This window comes from Micromonospora sp. WMMD1076 (assembly GCF_029581475.1).
Classification (GTDB): Bacteria; Actinomycetota; Actinomycetes; order Mycobacteriales; family Micromonosporaceae; genus Micromonospora; species Micromonospora aurantiaca.
This window is the reverse complement of sequence record NZ_CP120862.1, coordinates 1,235,784-1,258,308: the sequence shown is the minus strand read 5'-3', so window position 1 is coordinate 1,258,308 and position 22,525 is coordinate 1,235,784. Positions and strand designations below refer to the sequence as shown.

Here is a 22,525-nt window from a genome sequence, read left to right as displayed (position 1 = left end):
TCACACCTCCCTGGAGTCCTGGCCGGCGACCACGTTGGCCGGCTCCCGCTCGGCGAGCACGCGCTTGGTACGCGGGCTCGGCGGAACCTGAAGATCCATCGGCGGCAGCGGGAAGCTGCCGTACGGCCGGGTGTCCGCCTGCTCCTGCAGCGACGGCTTCGGCTCCTTCTTCCGCGACGGCCAGAAGAGCGTGGCCAGCAGCAGCACGCCCGCGCCGACGGCGGTGACGAGCAGCCGGTCCCGGGCCTGCCAGTCCTCGATCGAGCGCAGCCCGGCGAGCACCATGATCCAGACCAGGTTCAGCGGCAGCAGCACCTTCCAGCCGAACCGCATGAACTGGTCGTACCGGAGCCGGGGCAGCGTGCCGCGCAGCCAGACGAAGACGAACACCAGCATGATGACCTTGCCGAAGAACCACAGCATCGGCCACCAGCCCTCGTTGGCGCCCGACCAGATCGTGATCGGCCACGGGGCGTGCCAGCCGCCGAGGAACAGCGTCACGGTGAACGCCGACATGGTCACCATCGCGACGTACTCGCTGAGCATGAACAGCGCGAACTTCAGCGAGCTGTACTCGGTCTGGAAACCGGCCACCAGCTCCGACTCCGCCTCGGGCAGGTCGAACGGCGCCCGGTTCGTCTCACCGACGATGGCGATGAAGAACATGATGAAGCTGGGCAGCAGCAGGATCGCGTACCAGCCGGGCGCGGCCAGGTCGACGCCGCCGATGCTCAGCCGGGTGCCGTCGCCCTGCGCGGCGACGATCCCGCTCGTCGACATGGTGCCGGCGGTCATGAAGACCGCGACCACGCTCAGGCCCATGGTGACCTCGTACGAGACCAGCTGGGCCGCCGAGCGCAGACCGCCGAGCAGCGGGTAGGTGGAGCCGCTGGCCCAGCCGCCGAGCACGATGCCGTACACGGCGAGCGAGGAGAAGGCCAGCACCACCAGCACCGCCACCGACACGTCGGTGACCTGCAGCGGCGTCCGGTGCCCGAAGATGCTCACCATCGGCCCGAACGGGATCACCGACAGCGCGGTGACCGCGCAGACCACCGAGATCACCGGAGCGAAGAAGTAGACGACCTTGTCGGCCTTGCGCGGGAGGATGTCCTCCTTGAAGGCCAGCTTCACGCCGTCGGCGAGCGTCTGGAGCAGACCGAACGGGCCGGCCTGGTTGGGGCCGGGCCGCACCGCCATGCGGCCCACGACCCGGCGCTCGAACCAGACGCCGAGCAGCGTGGCCGCCACGGCGACGACGAACGCGAACAGGATCTTCCCGAGGACCAGCCACCACGGGTCCTTGCCGAAGTCGGCAAGCGTCGGGTCCTGCGCCGCGAGGATGACGGGGTTCACTGCACCCACCTTTCGTTCCCGACTGCGGAGACGCTCACCACGTCGCCGGACGTCGCGCCGAGGCCGCGCCGCACGGTGGAGCCGGGTGAGTTGGTCGGCAGCCAGACGACGCCGTCGGGCATCTCGGTGATCGCCGCCGGCAGCGTGATCGCGCCGCGGTCGGTGCCCACCGTGACCGGGTCACCGTCGGCCACACCCAGCGCCTCTGCGGTGCCCTTGCCGAGCCGGACCACCGGCGGGCGGGCGGTGCCGGCGAGGTGCTCGTCGCCGTCGGTGAGGCTGCCCAGGTCGATCAGCTGGTGCCAGGTGGCGAGCACCGCCTCGCCCGGTCCCGGCTGCCGCACGGCGGCCGGCTCGACCGAGGGCGCAGACGGCCGCTCGACCCGGGTGCGCGGAAGCGCGCCCAGCTCGCGCCGGATGCTCGGCACGTCGCCGGTGCCGAGCCGCACGTCGAGCTGCGCGGCGATCGCGTCGAGGATCCGGGCGTCGGTCATCGCGCCGGTGTCCAGCACCTTCCCGAACGTGCGCAGCCGGCCCTCCCAGTCCAGGAAGCTGCCGGCCTTCTCGACCACCGGCGCGACCGGCAGGACCACGTCGGCGCGGCGGGACACCGCGCTCATCCGCAGTTCCAGGCTGACCAGGAACGGCACCGCGTCCAGTGCGGACTCGGCCAGGCGCGGGTCGGCCAGGTCGGCCGGGTCGACGCCGGCCACCACCAGGGCGCCGATCTGTCCGTTCGCGGCGGCGGTGAGGATGCCGTCGGTGTCGCGGCCGGCCTGGCTGGGGATCACCCCGGCCGGGATGTCCCACGCCTCGCCCAGCTCCGCTCGCGCGGCCGGTTCGGTGACGACCCGGCCGCCGGGGAGCAGGTTCGGCAGGCAGCCCGCGTCGACAGCGCCGCGGTCACCCGCGCGCCGCGGCACCCAGACCAGCCGGGCACCGGTACGCCGGGCGACGTCCGCCGCCGCCGACAGCCCGCCCGGCACCTCGGCCAGGCGCTCGCCGACGATGAGGATCGCGCCGGGCCGGCCCAGCGCCTCGGCCACTGTGGCGTGCTCGGCCAGCACGCCGGCCTCCTCGCCGGGCACCACCCGGGCGAGCTTCGCCCCGAGCTTCTCCAGGCCGCGCGTGGCGAACGGCGCGAGCGCGTACACGGTGAGCTTCTTCTTCAGGTACGCCTTGCGCAGCCGCAGGAAGAGGATCGGGCACTCCTCCTCCGGCTCCAGGCCGACCAGCACCACAGCGGGCGCGTTCTCCACGTCCGTGTAGGTCACGTCGGTGACCCCGGCGACGCTGCTGGCCAGGAAGTCGGCCTCCTCGCGGGAGACCGGGCGGGCCCGGAAGTCGATGTCGTTGGTGCGCAGCGCGATCCGGGCGAACTTCGCGTACGCGTAGGCGTCCTCGACTGTCAGCCGCCCGCCGGTCAGCACCGCGGTGCCGGTCGCGCCGTCGCGGGCCGCACGCAGCCCCTCGGCGGCCCGGGTCAGCGCCTCGCTCCAGGACGCCTCGCGCAGCTCACCGGTCTTCTCGTCGCGCACCATCGGCGTGCTGATCCGGTCGAACGCGCGGGTGTACTGGAAGCCCCAGCGGCCCTTGTCGCAGTTCCACTCCTCGTTCACCGCCGGGTCGTCGCCGGCCAGCCGGCGCAGCACCTTGCCGCGCCGCCAGTCGGTGCGCTGCGCGCAGCCGGCCGAGCAGTGCTCGCAGACGCTGGGCGTGGAGACCAGGTCGAACGGGCGGGCCCGGAACCGGTACTGGGTGCCGGTCAGCGCGCCCACCGGGCAGATCTGCACGGTGTTGCCGGAGAAGTACGAGTTGAACGGGACGTCCCCCTCGTCGCCCTCCTCCCCGTACGCGTCGTCCCGGTAGATGTTGATCTCCTCGTGCGAGGAGCGTCCCATCAGGTCGATGAACTTGTCCCCGGCGATCTCCTCGGAGAACCGGGTGCACCGCTGGCAGAGCACGCAGCGCTCGCGGTCGAGCAGCACCTGGGTGCTGATCGGCAGCGGCTTCGGGTACTCCCGCTTGTGCTCGTGGAACCGCGAGTCCGTCCGGCCGGTGGACATCGCCTGGTTCTGCAGCGGGCACTCGCCGCCCTTGTCGCACATCGGGCAGTCCAGGGGGTGGTTGAGGAGCAGCAGCTCCATCACACCCTCCTGGGCCTTCTTGGCGACCGGGGAGGTGAGCTGCGTGCGCACCACCATGCCGTCGGCGACGGTCTGGGTGCAGGAGGCGACCGGCTTGCGCTGGCCCTCCACCTCGACCAGGCACTGCCGGCAGGCGCCGGCCGGGGCCAGCAGCGGGTGGTCGCAGAAGCGCGGGATCTCGGTGCCGAGCTGCTCGGCGACGCGGATCAGCAGCGCGCCCTTGGGCGCGGTGACCTCGACGCCGTCGATGGTCAGCGTGACGGTCTCGGTCTGCTTGGCTACGTCGGTCACAGTGCTCGCCTTTCGCTCGCGACTGCGGGGCTCGCTCCGCTCACTCCTCGCGCTCGCATCAGTGCGCCCCTACCAGGGTCTTCTCCGACAGCTTCGGAGCGGTACGTCCCTCGATGTAGTCGAGGTAGTCCTGCTTGAAGTACTTCAGCGACGAGGTCACCGAGCTGGTCGCGCCGTCGCCCAGACCGCAGAACGAGCGGCCGAGGATGTTGTCGCAGGTGTCGAGCAGGGTGTCCAGGTCCTCGTGGGTGCCCTGGCCGGCCAGGATGCGCCGGTAGACCCGGACCATCCAGTAGTTGCCCTCCCGGCACGGGGTGCACTTGCCGCACGACTCGTGGTGGTAGAACTCCAGCCACCGGTAGGTCGCGTACACCGGGCAGTCCTGGTCGGAGAAGATCTGCGTGGCGGTGGTGCCCAGGATCGAGCCGGCCGCCGCCACCCCCTCGAAGTCCAGCGGCACGTCTAGGTGCTCGGCGGTCAGCAGCGGCGTCGACGAGCCACCCGGGGTCCAGAACCTCAGGTTGTGCCCGGGCTTCATGCCGCCGGCCAGCTCGATCAGCTCGCGCAGCGTGATGCCCATCGAGCACTCGTACTGGCCGGGGTTCGCGATCCGGCCGGACAGCGAGTAGATCATCGGGCCGGACGACTTCTCCGTGCCCATCGTCTTCCACCAGTCCGCGCCACCGAGCACGATGTACGGCACGCTGGCGATGGTGCCGACGTTGTTGACCACGGTCGGGCTGGCGTACAGGCCGTGGGTCGCCGGGAACGGCGGGCGCAGCCGGGGCTGGCCGCGGAAGCCCTCCAGCGAGTCCAGCAGCGCGGTCTCCTCACCGCAGATGTACGCCCCGGCGCCGGAGTGCACCACCAGGTCCAGGTCGAAGCCCGAGCCGAGGACGTTCCGGCCGAGATAACCCTTGGCGTACGCCTCGTCGACGGCGCTGCGCAGCCGCCGGGCGGCGTGCACCGCCTCACCGCGGATGTAGATGTACGCCCGGTTGGCCCGGATCGCGTACGAGGCGATGATGACGCCCTCGACCAGCGAGTGCGGGTCGTGGGTCATCAGCGGCAGGTCCTTGCAGGTGCCCGGCTCGCCCTCGTCGGCGTTCACCACGAGGTAGTGCGGCTTCCCGTCGCCCTGCGGGATGAAGCCCCACTTGAGACCGGTCGGGAAGCCCGCGCCGCCCCGGCCGCGCAGTCCGGAGTCCTTGATCAGTTGGATCAGGTCGTCCGGGTGCGCCTTGAGCGCCTTGCGCAGGGCGGCGTAGCCGTCCAGCTTCTCGTAGGTGCCGAGCCGCCACGCGTCCGGCGAGAGCCAGCGCTTGGTGAGCACCGGCGTGAGCTTGGCCAGCGTCTCCGGCCGAGGAGTGGTCACTTCCGGACCCCCGTTCCGCTCGCGTCCGCCGGGTCGCCGCCGTCCGCGGCCGTACCGGATTCCGCTTCCTTGAGGTTGCGCTCCTGCGCGCCGGCCGCGTCGCCGGCGGGCTTGCCGTCACCGGCCGGCGGGTTCGACGCCACGCCGGCCGCCTCCGCCGCCCGCGCGTCGCGCGGCGCCGGGGCCGGGCCGTCCACCGGCATCTTCGTGCCGGGCGCGTCCGGCACCGCGGTGCCCGCGTCCGGCTGCCGGGTCTCGGCGGTACGCACCTGCGGCGACTTGGCGTCCGGCGCCTTCACGTCCGGCGCGGTGCTGCCGGTGGCCGCCTCCGGCTCGGCCGGCTCGACGGCCTTGGCCGGCTCGGGTGCGGGGGCCGGCTTCGCGGCCTCGGCCTTCGCCTTCTCCTCGGCGGCGGCCCGGTCGGCCTCGGCCTTGCTGCGGATCGGCGTCCTCGGGTCGAAGCCCGGCACCGAGACGCCGTGCTGCTCGGCCAGGCGCAGGCCGCGCAGGCTGGGCTCGCCCGGCCCGCCGTCGGCCACCGCGCCGTCCCGCTCGTCGGCGAAACCGGCGAGCTGGACCGCCATCTCCTTGAGCGTGCAGAGCCGCGCCCCACGGGTCGGCATCGGCCGGCCGCCGGCGCGCAGCTCCTCGACCACGTCGAGCGCGGCCTGCGGCTCCACGTTGTCGAAGAAGTCGTAGTTGACTGTCATCACCGGGCCGTAGTCGCACGCCGCCAGGCACTCGGCGTGCTCCAGGGTGATCTTCCCGTCGGCGGTGGTCTCCTCGTGCCCGACGCCGAGGTGCTCGGCGAGTGTGTCGTAGACCTTCTGCCCGCCGAGCACGTCGCACATGGTGTTGGTGCAGACGCTCACCAGGTAGTCACCGGTGGGCTTGCGCTTGTACATGGTGTAGAAGGTGGCGACGGCGCCGACCTGGGCCTTGTTGAGCCCGAGCACCTCGGCGCAGAACTCGACACCGGCCGGGGAGACGTAGCCCTCCTCGGACTGGACCAGGTGCAGCAGCGGCAGCAGCGCCGAGCGGGACCGGTCCGCCGGGTACCGGGCGATGATCTCCCGCGCCCGGGCGCGAGTCGTTTCGGTAAAGCTCATCGGTCACAACCACCCATCACGGGGTCCAGCGAGGCGCCGCCGGCGATCACGTCGGCGATCAGGCCGCCCTCGGCCATCGCCGGGAGGGCCTGGAGGTTGACGAAGCTCGGCTCCCGGTAGTGCACCCGGTAGGGCCGGGTGCCGCCGTCGGACACCGCGTGCACGCCCAGCTCGCCGCGGGGCGACTCGATGCCGACGTACACCTGGCCCGGCGGAACCCGGAAGCCCTCGGTGACGAGCTTGAAGTGGTGGATCAGCGACTCCATCGACTGACCCATGATCTTGGCGACGTGCTCCAGCGAGTTGCCCATGCCGTCCACGCCGATGGCGAGCTGCGCCGGCCAGGCGATCTTCTTGTCGGACACCATCACCGGGCCGGGCTTCAGGCGGTCCAGCGCCTGCTCGATCAGCTTCAGCGACTCGCGGATCTCCGCCACCCGGACCAGGTAGCGGCCCCACACGTCACCGTCGGTGTGCGTCGGCACGTCGAACTCGTACGTCTCGTAACCGCAGTACGGCATGGTCTTGCGCAGGTCCCAGGCGAGGCCCGCGCTGCGCAGCACCGGACCGGTGACGCCGAGCGCCATGCAGGCGGTCACGTCGAGCACCGCGACGTGCTGCGTGCGCTCCAGCCAGATCGGCTGGCCGGACAGCAGGTTCTCGTACTCCTTGAGCCGCTTCGGCATCAGCTGGAGGAAGTCGCGGATCTTGCGGATCGCGTCGTCCGGCACGTCCTGCGCCACACCGCCCGGCCGCACGTACGCGTGGTTCATCCGCAGGCCGGTGATGGTCTCGAAGATGTCGAGGACGTACTCCCGCTCGCGGAAGCCGTACAGCATCATGTTGATCGCGCCCAGCTCCATGGCGGTGGTCGCCAGCCAGACCAGGTGCGACGAGACCCGGTTGAGCTCCATCATCAGCACACGGATGGTGGTGGCCCGCTCGGTGATGTCGTCGGTGATGCCGAGCAGCTTCTCCACCGCGAGCGCGTACGCCGTCTCGTTGAACAGCGGCGAGAGGTAGTCCATCCGGGTCACGAACGTCGAGCCCTGGACCCAGTTGCGGTACTCCAGGTTCTTCTCGATGCCGGTGTGCAGGTAGCCGATGACCGAGCGGGCCTCGCGGACCGTCTCGCCCTCCAGCTCCAGGACCAGCCGGAGCACGCCGTGGGTGGACGGGTGCTGCGGACCCATGTTGACGACGATCCGCTCGTCGTTGATCGGGTCCGTGCCGGAGACGACCTCGTCCCAGTCCCCGCCGGTGACGGTGAAGACCTTGCCCTCGGTCGTCTCGCGCTCGGTCGCGTAGTTCGACGTGGTCATTGGTACGACCTCCTACGGTCCGGCGGGGGGATCTCCGCACCCTTGTACTCGACGGGTACGCCGCCGAGCGGGTAGTCCTTGCGCTGCGGGTGCCCCTCCCAGTCGTCCGGCATGAGGATCCGGGTCAGGGCGGGGTGGCCGTCGAAGACGACGCCGAACATGTCGTACGTCTCCCGCTCCTGCCAGTCGGCGGTCGGGTAGACGGCCGTGACGCTCGGGACGTGCGGCTGCTCGACGGAGACCGCCACCTCCAGCCGGACGCTACGGCGGTAGGTCATCGACGTCAGGTGGTAGACCACGTGCAGGCGGCGCTCCTGCGCGCCCAGGTAGTCCACACCGGACACCGAGGAGCACAGCTCGAAGCGCAGCGCGAGGTCGTCGCGCATCACCTGGCAGACCTCGGCGATCCGCTCCGGGCGGACGTGCAGGGTCAGCTCGCCCCGGTCGACCACTACCTTCTCGATCGCGTCGCCGAAGTCCGGGTACGCCTCCTCCAGCGCGTCCCGCACCTCGTCGAAGTAGCTCCCGTACGGCCGGGACGCCTCCTCGACGGGCTTGCGCTGCCGGACCAGGCCGCCGTAGCCGGAGACGTCACCGGTGCCCTGGTTGCCGAACATACCCCGGCCGGCCGGGCTGGCCGGCGGGTACTCCGCCGGGGCGGTGGAGCTGGCACCGGCCGGTGTGGTGGGTACCGGCACCCCGCCGTCGTTGTTCTTGTCGTTCAGTGCGGTCATTTCGGGCCCCTATGCGACGCCTGGAGGTGGTTCTGCGCCTTCATCCAGTTCTCGATCCGCAGCTGCTCCTCACGCCCCTCGCGGACCGCCTTCGTCCACTCGGCACGCCGGGCCTTGTCGCTGCGGTACGACGAGGGCATCGAGCCGTACGGCACCACCGGCACGTCGCCGCGCGCCTGGCGGGCCTCCAGCATCTTGCGGCCGTTCGGGCCCAGCGGCTCATGCATGATCTTCTCGCGCAGCTTGAGCACCGCGTCGATGAGCATCTCCGGCCGGGGCGGGCAGCCGGGGAGGTACATGTCGACCGGGACCACGTGGTCGACGCCCTGCACGATGGCGTAGTTGTTGAACATGCCGCCGCTGCTGGCGCAGACGCCCATCGAGATGACCCAGCGGGGCTCGGCCATCTGGTCGTAGATCTGGCGCAGGACCGGGGCCATCTTCTGGCTCACCCGGCCGGCCACGATCATCAGGTCCGCCTGGCGGGGCGAGGCGCGGAAGACCTCCATGCCCCAGCGGCCCATGTCGTAGTGCGGGCCGCCCGCGGCCATCATCTCGATGGCGCAGCAGGCCAGACCGAACGTGGCGCCCCAGACCGAGGTCTTCCGCGTCCAGTTGACCAGCTTCTCGACGCTGGTGAGCAGGACGCCGGAGGGGAGCTTCTCCTCGATGCCCATCTGCTACCTCCTCAGTCCCAGTCCAGGCCGCCGCGACGCCACACATAGGCGTACGCGACGAAGACCGCGACGATGAACAGGACCATCTCCACGAAGCCGAAGATCGGCAGGGCGTCGAAGGAGACCGCCCAGGGGTAGAGGAAGATGATCTCGATGTCGAAGACGATGAAGAGCATCGCCGTCAGGTAGAACTTGATCGGGAACCGGCCGCCGCCGACCGGCTGCGGGCTCGGCTCGATGCCACACTCGTACGCCTCGAGCTTGGCCTTGTTCAGACGCCGCGGGCCGGCGAGTCGGGCAGCGGCCACGGAGAACAGCGCGAACGCCGCAGCGAGGGCGAACAGCCCGATGATGGGTGCGTAAGGAGAGAGCGTCATCGTTGTCCCCTGCTCGTCCTTCCCTGACCTCGGTGGTTGGCCAAAATCACACTATTCACGTCCCTCACGACCTCGGTCGGCGGGGGCCGATCTCTGTCCGGCTCGCGGGCGTCGGGCCCCGGGCCGGTCGTCTCCTACACGGCCGGGGCCACCTTCGTCATCGCGTTGATGACCCGGTCCATCGCGTCCCCGCCGCGCGGGTCGGTCAGGTTGGCCAGCAGCTTGAGCACGAAGCGCATGAGCATCGGGTGCGGCATGCCGTGCTTGGTGGCCATCCGCATGATCTCGGGGCGGCCGATGAGCTTCACGAAGACGCCGCCGAGCCGGTAGTAGCCGCCGAAGCGGGCCTTCAGCTCCTGCGGGTACGCCATCAGCGCCCGCTCCCGCTCCGCGCCGGCCGGGCGGGCGAGCGCCTGCACCACGACCTCCGCGGCCATCTCGCCCGACTCCATCGCGTACGCGATGCCCTCGCCGTTGAACGGGTTGACCATGCCGCCGGAGTCGCCGACGAGCAGCACCCCGCGGGTGTAGTGCGGGACGCGGTTGAAGCCCATCGGCAGCGCGGCGCCGAGGATCGGACCCTCCGCGTTGGACTCGTCTGTCATCCCCCAGTCCTCGGGGGTGTTCGCGAGCCAGTCGGTGAGCAGCTTGCGGTAGTTCGTCTTGCCGAACGCCGAGGAGGAGTTCAGCACGCCCAGGCCGACGTTCACCCGGCCGTCACCGAGGCCGAAGATCCAGCCGTAGCCGGGCAGCAGCGCGTCGCTGCCCTTGGCCCGCAGCTCCAGCCAGGACTCCAGGTAGTCGTCGTCGTGCTTGGCGGGCGAGCGGTAGTAGCGGCGGACGGCCACGCCGATCGGGCGGTCCTCCCGCTTGGCGAGCCCGAGGGCGAGCGGGAAGCGGCCGGAGACGCCGTCGGCGGCGACCACGAGCGGCGCGTGGAACGTGGCGGGTTCCTTGTCCGGGCCGACCTCGGCCTGCACACCGATCACCCGGTCGTCGGCGCCGAGCACCGGCCCGAGGACGTTGACGCTGGTCTGCAGCTTCGCCCCGGCGGCGACCGCACGCTGGACGAGCAGGTCGTCGAAGTCGAGCCGGGTGCGCACCAGGCCGTAGTTGGGGAAGCTGGCCAGGTCGGGCCAGTCCAGTTCCAGGCGTATACCGCCGCCGATCACCCGCAGGCCCTTGTTGTGCAGCCAGCCCGCCTCGGGCGAGGTGTCCACGCCCATCCGGATCAGCTGCCGCACGGCGCGGGGCGTGAGCCCGTCGCCGCAGACCTTCTCCCGGGGAAACTCCGTCTTCTCCAGCAGCAGCACGCGTACGCCGTGCCGCGCCAGGTGGTATGCCGTGGCCGATCCTCCGGGACCGGCGCCCACGACGATGACGTCGGCGTCGTTCTCCACCGCGGTCATCCGCGCCTCCTCCCGCATGCTCGTGAAATGCTTCACAAGCCGATCCGGTTGGAGTCTATGACCGGCGTTACACCAGTACTCGCTGAGGGGGGCCTAACTTCGCGGAAACGCGCCGGTAAGAGCGTCGAGACCGGTCACGGGCGGGCCTGCACGGCCGGTCCGAGCCCGGCGTCGAGGCGGATGGCGTCGGGCAGGTGGTCGCGCAACGCGCCGCCGGCGGCCCGGTCCAGCGCGGCGAGCACCTCGGCGACGACCTGCCGGACATCGGCGGGATCCGCGCCGGCCAGCTCGCGGAGCTGCGCGATCAGCTCGGCGGCGTCGTCGTCGGTGGCGGCCTGGTCTGGTCCCGTCATGGGGGCGAGCCTACGGGACAAAGTAGACCAAAATCGGATATTCACGAAATGACCAGCTTCCGCTGGCCGGGCGGTCAGTTTCGGACGGCCCGGTGCAGCGCCACGACGCCGCCGGTCAGGTTGCGCCACGCCACCCGGCCCCAGCCGGCCGCGCCGATCCGCGCGGCCAGCGCCGCCTGGTCCGGCCAGGCCCGGATCGACTCCGCCAGGTAGACGTAGGCGTCCGGGTTGCTCGACACCGCGCGGGCCACCGCCGGCAACGACCGCATCAGGTACGACAGGTATACGGTGCGGAACGCCGGGTTCACCGGAGTGCTGAACTCGCAGACCACCAGCCGCCCGCCCGGCCGGGTCACCCGGGCCAGCTCGGCCAGCGCCGCGTCGGTGTCGTTGACGTTGCGCAACGCGAAGGAGATGGTCACCGCGTCGAAGCTGGCGTCGGCGAACGGCAGCCGCAGCGCGTCCCCGGCCAGCAGCGGCACCGACGGCCGGGTGCGCTTGCCGGCCTGCAGCATGCCCAGCGACAGGTCCGCGCCGACCGCGTACGCCCCGGAGTGGGCCAGTTCCTCGGTCGACACACCGGTGCCGGCGCCCACGTCCAGCACCCGCTCGCCCGGCCGCAACCCGAGCGCCGCCCGGGTGGCCCGCCGCCACGACCGGTCCTGGCCGAACGACAGGACGGTGTTCGTCAGGTCGTAGCGGGCCGCGACACCGTCGAACATCGCGGCGACCTCGTGCGGCTGCTTGTCCAGGCTGGCGCGCTGGCCCTGCGGGGTACGGCTCACCCCTCCACTCTGCCAGCCGCGCCGCCCCCACCTCCCCCCGGGTACGCGACAGGGCGGGATGGTCACCCACCCCGCCCTGGTCGCGTGTCGGTTCCCCGGTCAGTCGCCGGTGCGCTCCTCGCCCGGAGCGACAAGGACCACCTTGCGGCGGCGGGACAGCATCATCAGCGCCGCGCCGGCGGCGAGCACCGCCGCGCCGATGCCGCCGATCAGGCCGACCTGCATACCGGTCACCGGCAGGCCACCGTCGCCGCTGCCGCCACCCGCGCCACCACCGGAGGTCGGGGTCGGCACCGCCGTCGCGCCGCCGGTCGGCGTCGGCTGGGCGGTCGGCGTCGAGGTCGGCTGGGCGGTCGGCGTCGGGCTCGGGGTGGACGGGCTCTGGTCGACGAAGACGTCGAACACCGCGCTGTTGTCACCGTCGTCGGTCTCGGCGAACGCGCGCCGCTGCGCCGAGCTGGCGACCCGCGGCTCCTCCTCGGGCGTACCGGAGGCGGCGTCGAGGCCCTCGGCCCAGAGGATGCCGGGCCGGAGCAGCTTCTCGGTCACGTCCGCGCCGACGGTCACCCGGACGTCGGCGGTGTAGTACTGGCCGGGCTTGAGCACCGCGCCCAGGTCCTCGCAGTACGCGTTGAGGAAACCACCCAGGTTCTGCTCGACGCAGCCGTCGGGCAGCTTCGCGAAGGTGACACCGGCCGGCAGCGCGATCCCGTACTTGACGCCGGTGGCGCGCTTGCTGCCGTCGTTGAACACGGCCCAGTCCAGCGGCGCGGTCCCGCCCGGCCGGACCGGGCGCAGGCCCGCCTCGTCGGCGTCGTCACCGTCCACGCGCACGTCGGCGTACACGTCCTGGACCCAGGTGGTGAGGTCGTAGCCCGGCTCGGTGACGGTGATGTCGTGGTCGACCGAGTCGAGCACGCCGGTGCCGTTCGCCGCGCTGATCGAGACCGTGAGCGTGCCGGCCGCGCCCTTGCCACCGGTGGAGAACAACGGGAGGCCGAAGTCCTCGGTGGTGCCGGCGGGCAGGTCGCCGAGCAGGCAGGAGAAGGTGGTGCCGCGGATGTCGCAGCCCTTCGGAACCAGCACGCCCACCTTGGCGGTCTTGAGACCCTTGGTCTCGACGGTGACCCGGACGCCCTTCGCGTCGACGGTCCCGAGGGTGTTGTTCACCTGGAACTTGAACGGCTTGGCCTTCGCCTCGGTGACGCCCTTGGCGAGCTGGTAGCTGAGCGGGATGAGCTGGAGGTCGGCCTTGTCGGCGGCCTGTGCCGGGCCGGCGGCGGCGCCGAGACCGGCGGTGGAGAGCAGGGCCACGACGCCGGCACGGGCCAGCGTGGACCGGTAGCGGAAGGTCATTGTTCCCCCGGGGGTAGGGACGCGTGATCACGTACCGAACGAACGGACGGTACCGGAGCGACGCGTCGTCACGCCACCGCCCGGCGGTGGGAATTCCCGTCGATCCGGCAGACGGCAGGGGCGGGATGGATGACCCATCCCGCCCCTGCCGCGGTGCGTTATGTGAACGGCCCTCCTGGGCCGATGGAGGACGACGGTCCGACGGACGCCGCCAGCGTAATGGCGTCGTCGGCTCACCGGGCCATGCCCACCCGGGTCGCCGCCGACCTGTTACCTGCCTGCTCGCGGCCCGGATCGGTGGTGTCGCGCGGGCAGGCTAGCCGCCGGTGATCACGCTGGTGAAGACCCCTGACCGAAGCTTCACCGAAAACGGGCGGAGCTCCGGCCGCACGACGGACGCCGACCGGCCGAACGGCGGAACCGGGTCAGTTGACCTCGACCAGCGGCAGCGACTTCCCGGCACCGCCGCCGGGCAGGGCGATCGACGAGAAGTGCGAGACGACGCGGTCGTCGCTCGGGTCGTCGGCGGGCGTGTGGTGCACCGCGAGCCGGTTGTAGAGCGTGTCCCGCTGGGCCGGGATCCGGTCGGCCGACCGGATCATGCCGATCAGCTCGTGCAGGTTGGACCGGTGCCGGGCGCCGGCCGAGGAGATGACGTTCTCCTCCAGCATGATCGAGCCGAGGTCGTCCACGCCCATGTGCAACGCGAGCTGCCCGACGTCCTTACCGGTGGTCAGCCAGGACGCCTGGAGGTGCGGCACCGTCTCGAAGAACAGGCGGGCCACCGCGACCAGGCGCAGGTATTCCAGCGTGGTCGCCTGGGTGCGGCCCTTCAGGTGGTTGTTCTCCGGCTGGTACGTCCACGGGATGAAGGCCCGGAAACCACCGGTGCGGTCCTGCACGTCGCGGATCATCCGCAGGTGCTCGATACGCTCGGCGTTCGTCTCGCCGGTGCCCATCATCATGGTGGCCGTCGACTCCAGGCCCTGCCGGTGCGCCAGCTCCATGACCTCCAGCCAGCGGGCGCCGGACTCCTTCAGCGGCGCGATCGCCTTGCGCGGCCGGTCCGGCAGCATCTCGGCGCCGGCACCGGCGATCGAGTCCAGGCCGGCGGTCTTGATCCGGGCGATGGCCTCGTCCAGGCTCACGCCGGAGACCTTCGCCATGTGCAGGATCTCGCTCGGGCCGATCGAGTGGATGGCGAGCTGCGGATACGCCTTCTTGACCGAGGAGAACAGCTCCTCGTAGTACTCGACGCCGTAGTCCGGGTGGTGCCCGCCCTGGAGCATGACCTGGGTGGCGCCCAGCTCGACCGCCTCGCCGCAACGGCGCAGGATCTCCTCGGTCGGGTGGGTCCAGCCCTCCTTGTGCTTGGGGGCCCGGTAGAACGCGCAGAACTTGCACGCCGTCACGCAGACGTTGGTGTAGTTGATGTTGCGGTCGATGAGATAGGTGACGATGTTGTCCGGGTAGCGGCGCCGCCGTACCGCGTCGGCCGCCTCGCCCAGCGCGTGGAAGGGCGCGTCGGTGTAGAGCAGCAGCGCCTCCTCGGGCGTGATCCGCCCGCCGTCCGCGCCGCGTTGCAGGATGTCGTCGAGCTCCCGGTTCGCCGTCACATCCCCGAGCGTACGTCGCGGGCCCGACGGCGGGAAACGCCACTCCTCACCCGGTGACGAGAGACCCACCCGGTCAGGGCATGCCCGGGCTGGCCACCGGCAGCCCGATCGCCTTGGCCGCCTCGAGCAGTCGCTTGTCGTACGTGACGAACGCGACGAACTCGGCCGCCCCCTGCCGGGCCAGGACCTCGGCGGTGGCGAGGTGGACGGCGCCCGGGCTGCGCAGCATCGGCTCCGGATATGCGCCCGCTGTGGAGCGGCACGACGCAACGCCAGTGGCACCTCCACCTCGACGAGAGCCGACGACACCAGGGCGGTGCCGGCGCGCTCGTTCAGCCGGCCGAGCAGATCCGGCGTCTCCGCCTCCCGCCGCAGCATCTTGATGACCGCCGCCGAGTCGAGGTAGATCACCAGCGCTCCTCGTCGCGCGCCTCGACCAGTGCGGCCGCAGCGTCCACCGCGGGATCCCCGAGCACCGGCGGCATCGGGACCGGGCCGGTCGTGGTCGGGGCCGTGGCCCGGCCCTCGGCCACCAACCGGCCGAGAAGCGCGTCGCCGGCCAGCACCGGGACGAGGCGGGCGATCGGCTCACCCCGATCGGTCACCTCGACCGTCTCACCGGCACGCACCCGCGCCAGCACCCGGCTGGTGTGCTGGTTCAGCTCCCGGACGGCGACCTGCTCCATGAGCCATGTGTAGGACGCAACGTTCTACGCGTCACGGATGGAGCTCTGGCGTCGGCCGCCTACACTCTCGGCGTGTCAGTCGTATCGCCTCCGCCCACCCCGGTACGCGTAGCCGGTGCCCGCTCCGCCCTCTGGTCCCTCACCATGACCGCCGTGCTCGTCGGCTTCGGCCTCGCCGTGATCACGGTCAGCGCGGTGGTCGGCCACCTCGCAGTGGGACTGCCGATCGCGGTGGCGATCTCCGTAGCCCTGGTCGGCTGCCTCGCCTTCGCGGTCGGCCTGCGCCTGCTGCACCGGGGCTGGTGGCTGACCCTCCTGTCGGTGCTGCCGGCCCTGTTCGTGCTGGTGGGCACCGTCCAGCTCGCGCCGGAGTCGGTGCTTCGGGAGCGCGGCGTCGCCCAGCAGGTCACCATCACCGACGTGCAGATCGCCGGCAAGCGGCACGAGTTCGTCCTCCAGGGCGACACCGGCCGGCTCGACGAGCCGCTGGTATACCAGGGCAGCTCCCCCGGCTACCGGGTCGGCCAGCGACTGACTGTGCTCGTCGACCCGCAGGGCGAGGTGGAACTGGCCGACGCGCGGGACGTGGACCCGGACGGGAAACGGGGCATGCTCGTATTCGGCGCGGCGGGATGGACCCTGCTCGCGCTGGTCGGCGGGTGGCGCGGCCACGTCAGCCGGGCCCGTGGCCGCGCCGCCACGGCACCGCCTGTCGTCTTCTGACCGGCGGCGCCGCAAGTTAAAGATCAAGCTAGGCGTCGTAGTCGACAGTGAGTGCGTCGGTGACCGGGCTGGACTGGCAGGTCAGCACGTAACCGGCGGCGATCTCGTCGGGCTCCAGCGCGTAGTTGCGCGCCATCGTCACCTCACCGGCCGTCACCTTGGCCCGGCAGGTCGAGCACACCCCGCCCTTGCAGGCGTACGGCAACTCACCGCGCACCCGCAGGGCCGCGTCGAGCACCCGCTCGTCCCGGCCCATCGTGAAACTGGACGAGCGCCCGTCCAGCAGGATCGTCACCTCGGTGCCGGCCCCGGGACGGTCGGTCTCGCGCCGGACCGGCTCCGGCGGGGCGTCGACGTGGAACAGCTCCGTGTGCACCGCCGCGCCCGGCACGCCGCGACCCGCGAGCACCGCCTTCGCGTCCACCACCATGCCGTACGGGCCGCAGAGGAACCACTCCTCGATCTCGTCACCGGGTACGACGGTGTCGAGCAGCCGGGTCAGCCGGTCGGCGTCGATCCGCCCGGACAACAGCGCCGACTCGCCCATCTCCCGGGACAGCACGTGCACCAGGTGCAGCCGGGTCGGGTAGCGGTCCTTCAGGTCGGCCAGCTCCTCGGCGAACATCACCGAGTTCGCCGTGCGGTTGCCGTACACGAGCGTGAACGTGCTGCGCGGCTCGGTCGCCAGCGCGGTCGCGGCCAGCCCGAGCACCGGGGTGATGCCGGAACCGGCGGCCACAGCGCCGTACCGGCGGGCCCGGTCCGGGGTGAACGCGGAGGTGAAGTGACCCAGCGGCGGCAGCACCTCGACGGTGTCGCCGCCGCGCAGCGCGCCGCAGGCGTACGCGGAGAACGCCCCGCCCGGGACCTCACGCACCCCGATCCGCAACCGGCCGTGCCGGGCCAGTTCGTCGGGGGTGGAGCAGATCGAGTACGACCGCCGCACCTCCTCGCCGTCGCCGTCAGCCGGGCGGCGGACGGTGAGGTGCTGCCCGGCGGAGAACGCGAACGTCTCGCGCAGCGCCTCCGGTACCGCGAACGTGATCGACACCGAGTCGTCGGTGAGCCGGTCCACGGCGGCGACGGGCAGCGGGTGGAAGACCGGCCGGCGGCGCACCGGCCGGGTGATGGTGACAGTCACAGCGCCTTCAGGTGGTCGAAGGGTTCGGAACAGGAGCGGCAGCGCCACAGCGCCTTGCACGCGGTGGAGCCGAAGCGGCTGATCTGTGTGGTCTCCGGCGACCCGCAGCGCGGACAGCGTACGGCGAGGGTCAGCGGCACCACCGTGTCGTCGCCGCGCGGCGCGGGCGGGGCGATGCCGGCGGCGGCGAGCTTGGCCCGGCCGGTGTCGGAGATCCAGTCGGTGCTCCACGCCGGGTGGTAGACGGTGCGGACCTCGGCGTCCGGATGCCCGGCGGCGGCCAGCGCCCGGCGGATGTCCTCCCGGATCACGTCCATGGCCGGGCAGCCGGTGTAGGTGGGGGTGATGGTGACGACGACCCGGCCGGTGCCCGCTTCCTCGTCGACAGCGCGCAGGATGCCCAGCTCGTCGATGGTGATGACCCGGATCTCCGGGTCCACCACCGCCGCCGCGGCCGCCCTGGCGTCTGTCACCAGCTCGCTCCGGGGTGGGCGCGGTGCAGCACCTGCATCTCGGCGAGCAGGTAGGAGAGGTGTTCGGTGTGCAGGCCGTCCCGGCCGCCACCGGGCGCCCAGCCCGTCTCCGGCCGGGTCAGCGTGGCCTCGTCCAGCACGGCGGACACGGTGGCGTCGAAGTCGGCCCGAAGGGTGGACGGGTCGACCGGCGCCGCCGGGTCCGGGGCGAACAGCTCGTGGACGTACGGCCACACCTGGTCGACCGCGTCCTGCATGCGCCGGTGCGACTCCTCGGTGCCGTCGCCGAGCCGCTTCACCCACAGCGCGGCGTGGTCCAGGTGGTACGCCGACTCCTTGCGCGCCTTGGCCCCGACCGCCGCGAGCCGCTCGTCAGCGCAGCCGGCCAGCGCCGTGTAGAGCGGCGACTGGTACGCGGCCAGGAAGAACAGCTTCGCCATGGTCACGCCGAAGTCGCCGTTCGGCAGCTCGACCAGCAGGCAGTTGCGGAACTCGCGGTCGTCGCGCAGGTAGGCCAGGTCGTCCTCGTCGCGGCCCGCGCCCTCCGTCTCGCCCGCGTACGTGAGCAGCAGCCGCGCCGCGCCGAGCTGGTCGAGGGCGATGTTGGCGAGCGCGATGTCCTCCTCCATCTCGGGCGCGCGTGAGGTCCACTCACCGAGGCGCTGCGCGGCGATGAGCGCGTCGTCGCCGACGGCGAGCGTGAAGTCGAAAATCGGCGCAGAGCCGCCTTCCGTTCGCGACTGCGGGGCTCGCAAGACCGGCTCACTCCTCGCGCTCACAGGTGCGCAGCCCCTTCGGGGACCTCGTAGAACGTCGGGTGGCGGTAGACCTTGTCGGCGGCCGGGTCGAAGAACGCGTCCTTCTCGTCCGGGCTGGACGCGGTGATGGCGCTCGCCGGCACCACCCAGATGGAGACGCCCTCCTGGCGGCGGGTGTAGAGGTCCCGGGCGTTGCGCAGGGCCATCTCGGCGTCGGGGGCGTGCAGGCTGCCGACGTGGGTGTGCGACAGGCCACGGCGGGCCCGCACGAAGACCTCCCACAGGGGAGAGGATGGGCCGCTCATGCCGTGCCGACCGGGCATGCCCTCACGGCCCTCGCTCCGCTCGGTGCGTTCGCTCATGCCGTGCCGACCGGGCATGCCCTCACGGCCCTCGCTCCGCTCGGTGCGTTCGCTCATGCCGCCACCGGTTCCTTTCGTTCCGCCCGCTTCGCGGCGTACGCCGCGGCGGCCTCCCGTACCCACGCGCCGTCGGCGTGCGCCTTGCGCCGGTGCGCCATGCGCTCCCTGTTGCACGGCCCGTTGCCCTTGATCACCCGCATCAGCTCGTCGTAGTCGGGCTGGGTGTAGTCGTACGCCTGGCGCTCGTCGTTCCAGCGCAGATCCGGGTCGGGGAGGGTGAGGCCGAGCACCTCCGCCTGGCCGACGCACATGTCGACGAAGCGCTGGCGCAGCTCGTCGTTGGAGAAGCGCTTGATCTTCCAGGCCATGGACTGGGCGCTGTGCGTCGAGTCGCCGTCCGGCGGGCCGAACATGGCAAGTGACGGGTACCACCAGCGGTCCACCGCATCCTGGGCCATCGCCTTCTGCGCCGGGGTGCCGTGCGCCAGCGTGTGCAGGATCTCGTAGCCCTGCCGCTGGTGGAACGACTCCTCCTTGCAGACCCGGATCATCGCCCGGGCGTACGGCCCGTAGGAGCAGCGGCACAGCGGCACCTGGTTGACGATCGCCGCGCCGTCCACGAGCCAGCCGATCGCGCCCACGTCGGCCCAGGTCAGGGTCGGGTAGTTGAAGATCGAGCTGTACTTCTGCCGGCCGTCGAGCAGCAGATCCACCAGCTCGTCGCGGCTGATCCCGAGCGTCTCGGCGGCCGCGTAGAGGTAGAGGCCGTGACCGGCCTCGTCCTGCACCTTGGCCAGCAGGATCGCCTTGCGCTTGAGCGAGGGCGCCCGGCTGATCCAGTTGCCCTCCGGCTGCATGCCGATGATCTCGGAGTGGGCGTGCTGGGCGATCTGCCGGATCAGCGTCCGGCGGTACGCCTCGGGCATCCAGTCGCGGGGTTCGATCTTCTGGTCCGCGTTGATGACGTCGGTGAAGTACGCCTCGACGTCCTCGTCCGGGGCCGGACCACCGCGCCGGGCGCGCGCCGCCGCCTCGCGCAGCGCCGACTCCGCCGCCTCCACCTCGCCGAGCAGGCCGCCGCCCGGAGCGTCCTCCGGCGGGGCGAAGTCATTGCCATACATGCAGCCAGTGTTACAGCTCGCCACGAATGACACCAGAGGGTGTAACAGGTTTCGAGTGCCACCTCGCGTCACCGGACGTGCGCGTGCCGCCATCGGTCCTGGTGGCTGTGATGTCGATCACTGCGGATCGCAGAAATCCCCCAAGAGCGGCAAAGCGGCTCAATATCCCGCCCACCCGGCAAAGTCACGGGTGTCGAGACCTGGCATCAGCGCTGTCCGGAAGTAGACTTCCGACCGGCAAACCGTTCGGCTTCATGATCGTCACCGTTCAGGCCACTGTCCCCCGGCCTTGCGGCGACCGGGCCGAACCCATGCGGAAGCGCCGGTCCCCCCGGCCAGACATCTGGAGCTCACCACTCATGCGACCTCGCGTGACCTTGGTGCTCGCCATCGTGGCGGTCCTCCTCGGCGGCGTCATGCTGGTGCCGGCCGCGTACGCGAAGTTCTCCGGCGGCGACGGCGCGGGCGGCCTCGGCGGCGGCGAGCAGGTCCCGGCACCGGCACCGACCACGCCGGCGCCCCCGACGCTCGCCGACGCCCCGGTGTCGGTGAACTTCAAGGGTGAGTTCTTCTCCTGGGCCCTGATGGACCGCGAGACCGGCACCGTCACCGGCGCGAAGAACATGAACCAGACCAGCTCCACCGAGTCGATGCTCAAGGCCTGGATCGTCGCGGACTACCTTCGCCAGCTCGGCGACAAGCAGCCGAGCGCCGCGCTCAAGAAGTCGGCGATCCTGGCGATCCGGGACAGCGACGACGACGGCGCGAACGCGGTCTACCGGGCGGCGGGCGGTTCCTACAAGCCCCAACCGGGCGGCCGGCCCGACCCGGTCATCGCGCGGGCGATCCAGATCTGCGGCCTGACCGACACCAAGCCCGGCAGCGTGCCCGACTACAAGGGCTGGTGGAGCTTCACCGAGATGTCCCCCCGGGACGCGGCCCGCCTCGGCGACTGCATCGCCGACGGCCGCGCCGCCGGCCCCAAGTGGACCAAGTGGCTGCTCAGCGAGATGACCAAGGTGGCCGGCAGCGTCAGCAAGCAGGGCGCACGGTCCGGCGGCGGCCGGTGGGGCATCATCGACGGCCTGCCGGCGACTATCAAGTCGCAGGGCCCGGTGCACATGAAGAACGGCTGGACGCAGCTCGCCTACGACAGCAACTGGCACGTCAGCTGCCTGGCGTTCACCGACAAGTGGAGTCTCGCCGTGATGATGCGGTACCCGGGCAGCTCCGGTCTGCCGTACGGTGCGAAGATGTGCGCCGCCGTCGCCACCCAGCTCGTGGCACCGCAGCCCGGTGCCGCGCTCAAGGTGCCGCAACAGCCGGTCGGGAAGCTCTGATGGCCGGTGCCCGGCGCCGGCCCGGCAGCTACCGGCGCCCGCTCGCGTTCAGCGTCCTGGCTGCGGCCCTCGTCGGCCTGCTCGGCCTCTCCCTGCGTGTGATCCCCGGCTCCCCGCTGGAGGCCACCGCGAACTCGCATGCCGAGCCGACGAGCGAACGGTCCGAGCAGCAGACCGTCGACCGCGGCGCGAAACCGCGGGTCGCTCCCTCACCGTCGCTCGAACCACTGCCGTTCCAGGCGAAGAACCTGGACAACCTCAAGATCAAGGGCTGGTACGCCTGGTCCGTCCTGGACAAGCGCACCGGGAAGATCATCGGCTCGTCGAACATGGGCGAGACGAGCACCACCGCTTCCCTGATCAAGTCCTGGGTGGTGGCCGACTACCTGCGCCTGAGCGCCGCGGAAGGCAAGACGCCGAGCGACGCGGAGCTGGCCGACGCCACGAAGATCATCCGGGACAGCGACAACACCCGGGCGCAGGAGTTCTACGAGAGCGTCGGCGGCTCGGACTCGATCGAGCGGCTGATCTCGGTCTGCAAGCTGACCGACAGCGAGGTCGCCTCCGACGGCGGCTGGAGCCGCACCGAACTGTCCCCTCGGGACACCGCCCGGCTCGGTCTCTGCATCGACGACGGCCGGGCGGCCGGGCCGAAGTGGACCAAGTGGCTGCTCAACGAGATGCGCCAGGTCCGCGCTCCCGGTGACTTCGGCATCCGCAAGGCGTTCCCGGCGGCCGAGCAGAAGAAGATCGCCATCAAGAACGGGTGGATCGACCGGGACAAGGAAGAGGAGTACCACGTCAACTGCCTGGCCATCGGCGACACCTGGACGATGGGTGTGATGCTGCGCACCCCGTTCGGTGTCGAGGGCGGCTGGGAGTACGGCATGGACGCCTGCGAACGCATCACCAAGGCGCTGCTGCGCCCGGCGACCTGACCCAGGCGCGCCCGGCCTGACTCACCCCGGCCCGCGCGGTCAGCCCGCGCGGTCAGCCCGCGCGCGGCCCGCGCGC

23 protein-coding genes are annotated in these 22,525 nt (G+C 71.4%); 3 read left to right on the top strand and 20 right to left on the bottom strand.

Annotation, left to right across the window (positions count from 1 at the left end; genetic code table 11):
• The 15 genes from nuoH to O7622_RS06165 form a co-directional block, all read right to left on the bottom strand.
• Nucleotides 1–1,356 carry an NADH-quinone oxidoreductase subunit NuoH gene (gene nuoH, locus O7622_RS06235; protein ID WP_282312300.1) on the bottom strand — a complete coding sequence of 452 codons (1,356 nt, stop codon included), beginning with the start codon at nucleotides 1,354–1,356 and terminating at the stop codon, nucleotides 1–3.
• Entirely contained in the window at nucleotides 1,353–3,794 is a 2,442-nt protein-coding gene (locus O7622_RS06230) for an NADH-quinone oxidoreductase subunit G (protein ID WP_282312298.1), read from the bottom strand. Before O7622_RS06230 ends, nuoH begins: the two co-directional genes overlap by 4 nt.
• A gap of 58 nt (nucleotides 3,795–3,852) precedes the next feature.
• Entirely contained in the window at nucleotides 3,853–5,169 is a 1,317-nt protein-coding gene (gene nuoF / locus O7622_RS06225; RefSeq protein WP_282312297.1) for an NADH-quinone oxidoreductase subunit NuoF, read from the bottom strand.
• Nucleotides 5,166–6,278: an NADH-quinone oxidoreductase subunit NuoE gene (nuoE, locus tag O7622_RS06220; protein WP_282312295.1), complete on the bottom strand. Its 1,113-nt coding sequence runs from the start codon at nucleotides 6,276–6,278 to the stop codon at nucleotides 5,166–5,168. Before nuoE ends, nuoF begins: the two co-directional genes overlap by 4 nt.
• The gene (locus O7622_RS06215; protein ID WP_013283604.1) at nucleotides 6,275–7,600 is read right to left on the bottom strand and encodes an NADH-quinone oxidoreductase subunit D; all 1,326 of its coding nucleotides are present in this window, start codon (nucleotides 7,598–7,600) and stop codon (nucleotides 6,275–6,277) included. Before O7622_RS06215 ends, nuoE begins: the two co-directional genes overlap by 4 nt.
• Complete coding sequence (locus tag O7622_RS06210) at nucleotides 7,597–8,334, bottom strand: NADH-quinone oxidoreductase subunit C (RefSeq protein WP_282312294.1); 738 nt, start codon at nucleotides 8,332–8,334, stop codon at nucleotides 7,597–7,599. The genes O7622_RS06215 and O7622_RS06210 overlap by 4 nt, the downstream gene beginning before the upstream one ends.
• Nucleotides 8,331–9,011 (bottom strand): NADH-quinone oxidoreductase subunit B, encoded by a 681-nt coding sequence (locus O7622_RS06205; RefSeq protein ID WP_013283602.1) that lies wholly within the window; start codon nucleotides 9,009–9,011, stop codon nucleotides 8,331–8,333. The genes O7622_RS06210 and O7622_RS06205 overlap by 4 nt, the downstream gene beginning before the upstream one ends.
• A gap of 11 nt (nucleotides 9,012–9,022) precedes the next feature.
• Nucleotides 9,023–9,388, bottom strand: coding sequence for an NADH-quinone oxidoreductase subunit A (locus O7622_RS06200; RefSeq protein ID WP_013283601.1), 366 nt, complete (start codon nucleotides 9,386–9,388; stop codon nucleotides 9,023–9,025).
• A 134-nt stretch (nucleotides 9,389–9,522) separates the two neighbouring features.
• Nucleotides 9,523–10,797 (bottom strand): geranylgeranyl reductase family protein, encoded by a 1,275-nt coding sequence (locus O7622_RS06195; protein WP_282312293.1) that lies wholly within the window; start codon nucleotides 10,795–10,797, stop codon nucleotides 9,523–9,525.
• A 134-nt stretch (nucleotides 10,798–10,931) separates the two neighbouring features.
• Entirely contained in the window at nucleotides 10,932–11,150 is a 219-nt protein-coding gene (locus O7622_RS06190) for a hypothetical protein (protein WP_282312292.1), read from the bottom strand.
• Nucleotides 11,151–11,224: 74 nt separating this feature from the next.
• Nucleotides 11,225–11,935, bottom strand: coding sequence for a demethylmenaquinone methyltransferase (locus O7622_RS06185; protein WP_091046507.1), 711 nt, complete (start codon nucleotides 11,933–11,935; stop codon nucleotides 11,225–11,227).
• Between the two features lie 99 nt (nucleotides 11,936–12,034).
• Nucleotides 12,035–13,291 (bottom strand): cell wall anchor protein, encoded by a 1,257-nt coding sequence (locus tag O7622_RS06180; RefSeq protein WP_282312284.1) that lies wholly within the window; start codon nucleotides 13,289–13,291, stop codon nucleotides 12,035–12,037.
• A 425-nt stretch (nucleotides 13,292–13,716) separates the two neighbouring features.
• Nucleotides 13,717–14,907: a cyclic dehypoxanthinyl futalosine synthase gene (gene mqnC, locus O7622_RS06175; protein WP_282312283.1), complete on the bottom strand. Its 1,191-nt coding sequence runs from the start codon at nucleotides 14,905–14,907 to the stop codon at nucleotides 13,717–13,719.
• Nucleotides 14,908–14,980: 73 nt separating this feature from the next.
• Complete coding sequence (locus tag O7622_RS06170; RefSeq protein ID WP_282312282.1) at nucleotides 14,981–15,136, bottom strand: hypothetical protein; 156 nt, start codon at nucleotides 15,134–15,136, stop codon at nucleotides 14,981–14,983.
• 178 nt (nucleotides 15,137–15,314) lie between these two features.
• Nucleotides 15,315–15,593 (bottom strand): type II toxin-antitoxin system prevent-host-death family antitoxin, encoded by a 279-nt coding sequence (locus O7622_RS06165; protein ID WP_282312281.1) that lies wholly within the window; start codon nucleotides 15,591–15,593, stop codon nucleotides 15,315–15,317.
• A gap of 72 nt (nucleotides 15,594–15,665) precedes the next feature.
• Between O7622_RS06165 and O7622_RS06160 the strand changes: the two genes are divergently transcribed.
• On the top strand, nucleotides 15,666–16,316 hold the full coding sequence (locus O7622_RS06160) for a hypothetical protein (protein ID WP_282312280.1): 651 nt from the start codon (nucleotides 15,666–15,668) through the stop codon (nucleotides 16,314–16,316).
• Between the two features lie 28 nt (nucleotides 16,317–16,344).
• Here the strand turns inward: O7622_RS06160 and paaE are convergent, their stop codons facing one another.
• The 5 genes from paaE to paaA form a co-directional block, all read right to left on the bottom strand.
• The gene (gene paaE, locus O7622_RS06155) at nucleotides 16,345–17,457 is read right to left on the bottom strand and encodes a 1,2-phenylacetyl-CoA epoxidase subunit PaaE (RefSeq protein WP_282312279.1); all 1,113 of its coding nucleotides are present in this window, start codon (nucleotides 17,455–17,457) and stop codon (nucleotides 16,345–16,347) included.
• Nucleotides 17,454–17,930 carry a 1,2-phenylacetyl-CoA epoxidase subunit PaaD gene (gene paaD / locus O7622_RS06150; protein ID WP_282312277.1) on the bottom strand — a complete coding sequence of 159 codons (477 nt, stop codon included), beginning with the start codon at nucleotides 17,928–17,930 and terminating at the stop codon, nucleotides 17,454–17,456. Before paaD ends, paaE begins: the two co-directional genes overlap by 4 nt.
• Nucleotides 17,927–18,685 (bottom strand): 1,2-phenylacetyl-CoA epoxidase subunit PaaC, encoded by a 759-nt coding sequence (paaC, locus tag O7622_RS06145; RefSeq protein ID WP_282312275.1) that lies wholly within the window; start codon nucleotides 18,683–18,685, stop codon nucleotides 17,927–17,929. Before paaC ends, paaD begins: the two co-directional genes overlap by 4 nt.
• Nucleotides 18,686–18,705: 20 nt before the next feature.
• On the bottom strand, nucleotides 18,706–18,993 hold the full coding sequence (gene paaB, locus O7622_RS06140) for a 1,2-phenylacetyl-CoA epoxidase subunit PaaB (RefSeq protein ID WP_135244135.1): 288 nt from the start codon (nucleotides 18,991–18,993) through the stop codon (nucleotides 18,706–18,708).
• A 110-nt stretch (nucleotides 18,994–19,103) separates the two neighbouring features.
• Nucleotides 19,104–20,171, bottom strand: coding sequence for a 1,2-phenylacetyl-CoA epoxidase subunit PaaA (gene paaA / locus O7622_RS06135; protein ID WP_282312273.1), 1,068 nt, complete (start codon nucleotides 20,169–20,171; stop codon nucleotides 19,104–19,106).
• A gap of 359 nt (nucleotides 20,172–20,530) precedes the next feature.
• Between paaA and O7622_RS06130 the strand changes: the two genes are divergently transcribed.
• Nucleotides 20,531–21,511, top strand: coding sequence for a hypothetical protein (locus O7622_RS06130; RefSeq protein WP_282312271.1), 981 nt, complete (start codon nucleotides 20,531–20,533; stop codon nucleotides 21,509–21,511).
• Nucleotides 21,511–22,449: a hypothetical protein gene (locus tag O7622_RS06125; protein WP_282312269.1), complete on the top strand. Its 939-nt coding sequence runs from the start codon at nucleotides 21,511–21,513 to the stop codon at nucleotides 22,447–22,449. The genes O7622_RS06130 and O7622_RS06125 overlap by 1 nt, the downstream gene beginning before the upstream one ends.
• Nucleotides 22,450–22,525: the final 76 nt, after the last annotated feature.

What these genes read in the sequence shown, in the direction of transcription:
- nuoE (WP_282312295.1), bottom strand. Translation starts at nt 6,278, where the DNA reads ATGAGCTTTACCGAAACGACTCGCGCCCGGGCGCGGGAGATCATCGCC.
- O7622_RS06130 (WP_282312271.1), top strand. Translation starts at nt 20,531, where the DNA reads ATGCGACCTCGCGTGACCTTGGTGCTCGCCATCGTGGCGGTCCTCCTC.
- O7622_RS06190 (WP_282312292.1), bottom strand. Translation starts at nt 11,150, where the DNA reads ATGACGGGACCAGACCAGGCCGCCACCGACGACGACGCCGCCGAGCTG.
- O7622_RS06210 (WP_282312294.1), bottom strand. Translation starts at nt 8,334, where the DNA reads ATGACCGCACTGAACGACAAGAACAACGACGGCGGGGTGCCGGTACCC.
- O7622_RS06205 (WP_013283602.1), bottom strand. Translation starts at nt 9,011, where the DNA reads ATGGGCATCGAGGAGAAGCTCCCCTCCGGCGTCCTGCTCACCAGCGTC.
- O7622_RS06125 (WP_282312269.1), top strand. Translation starts at nt 21,511, where the DNA reads ATGGCCGGTGCCCGGCGCCGGCCCGGCAGCTACCGGCGCCCGCTCGCG.
- O7622_RS06195 (WP_282312293.1), bottom strand. Translation starts at nt 10,797, where the DNA reads ATGACCGCGGTGGAGAACGACGCCGACGTCATCGTCGTGGGCGCCGGT.
- O7622_RS06165 (WP_282312281.1), bottom strand. Translation starts at nt 15,593, where the DNA reads ATGGAGCAGGTCGCCGTCCGGGAGCTGAACCAGCACACCAGCCGGGTG.
- O7622_RS06180 (WP_282312284.1), bottom strand. Translation starts at nt 13,291, where the DNA reads ATGACCTTCCGCTACCGGTCCACGCTGGCCCGTGCCGGCGTCGTGGCC.
- paaB (WP_135244135.1), bottom strand. Translation starts at nt 18,993, where the DNA reads ATGAGCGGCCCATCCTCTCCCCTGTGGGAGGTCTTCGTGCGGGCCCGC.
- O7622_RS06215 (WP_013283604.1), bottom strand. Translation starts at nt 7,600, where the DNA reads ATGACCACGTCGAACTACGCGACCGAGCGCGAGACGACCGAGGGCAAG.
- O7622_RS06200 (WP_013283601.1), bottom strand. Translation starts at nt 9,388, where the DNA reads ATGACGCTCTCTCCTTACGCACCCATCATCGGGCTGTTCGCCCTCGCT.
- paaA (WP_282312273.1), bottom strand. Translation starts at nt 20,171, where the DNA reads ATGTATGGCAATGACTTCGCCCCGCCGGAGGACGCTCCGGGCGGCGGC.
- O7622_RS06170 (WP_282312282.1), bottom strand. Translation starts at nt 15,136, where the DNA reads ATGCTGCGCAGCCCGGGCGCCGTCCACCTCGCCACCGCCGAGGTCCTG.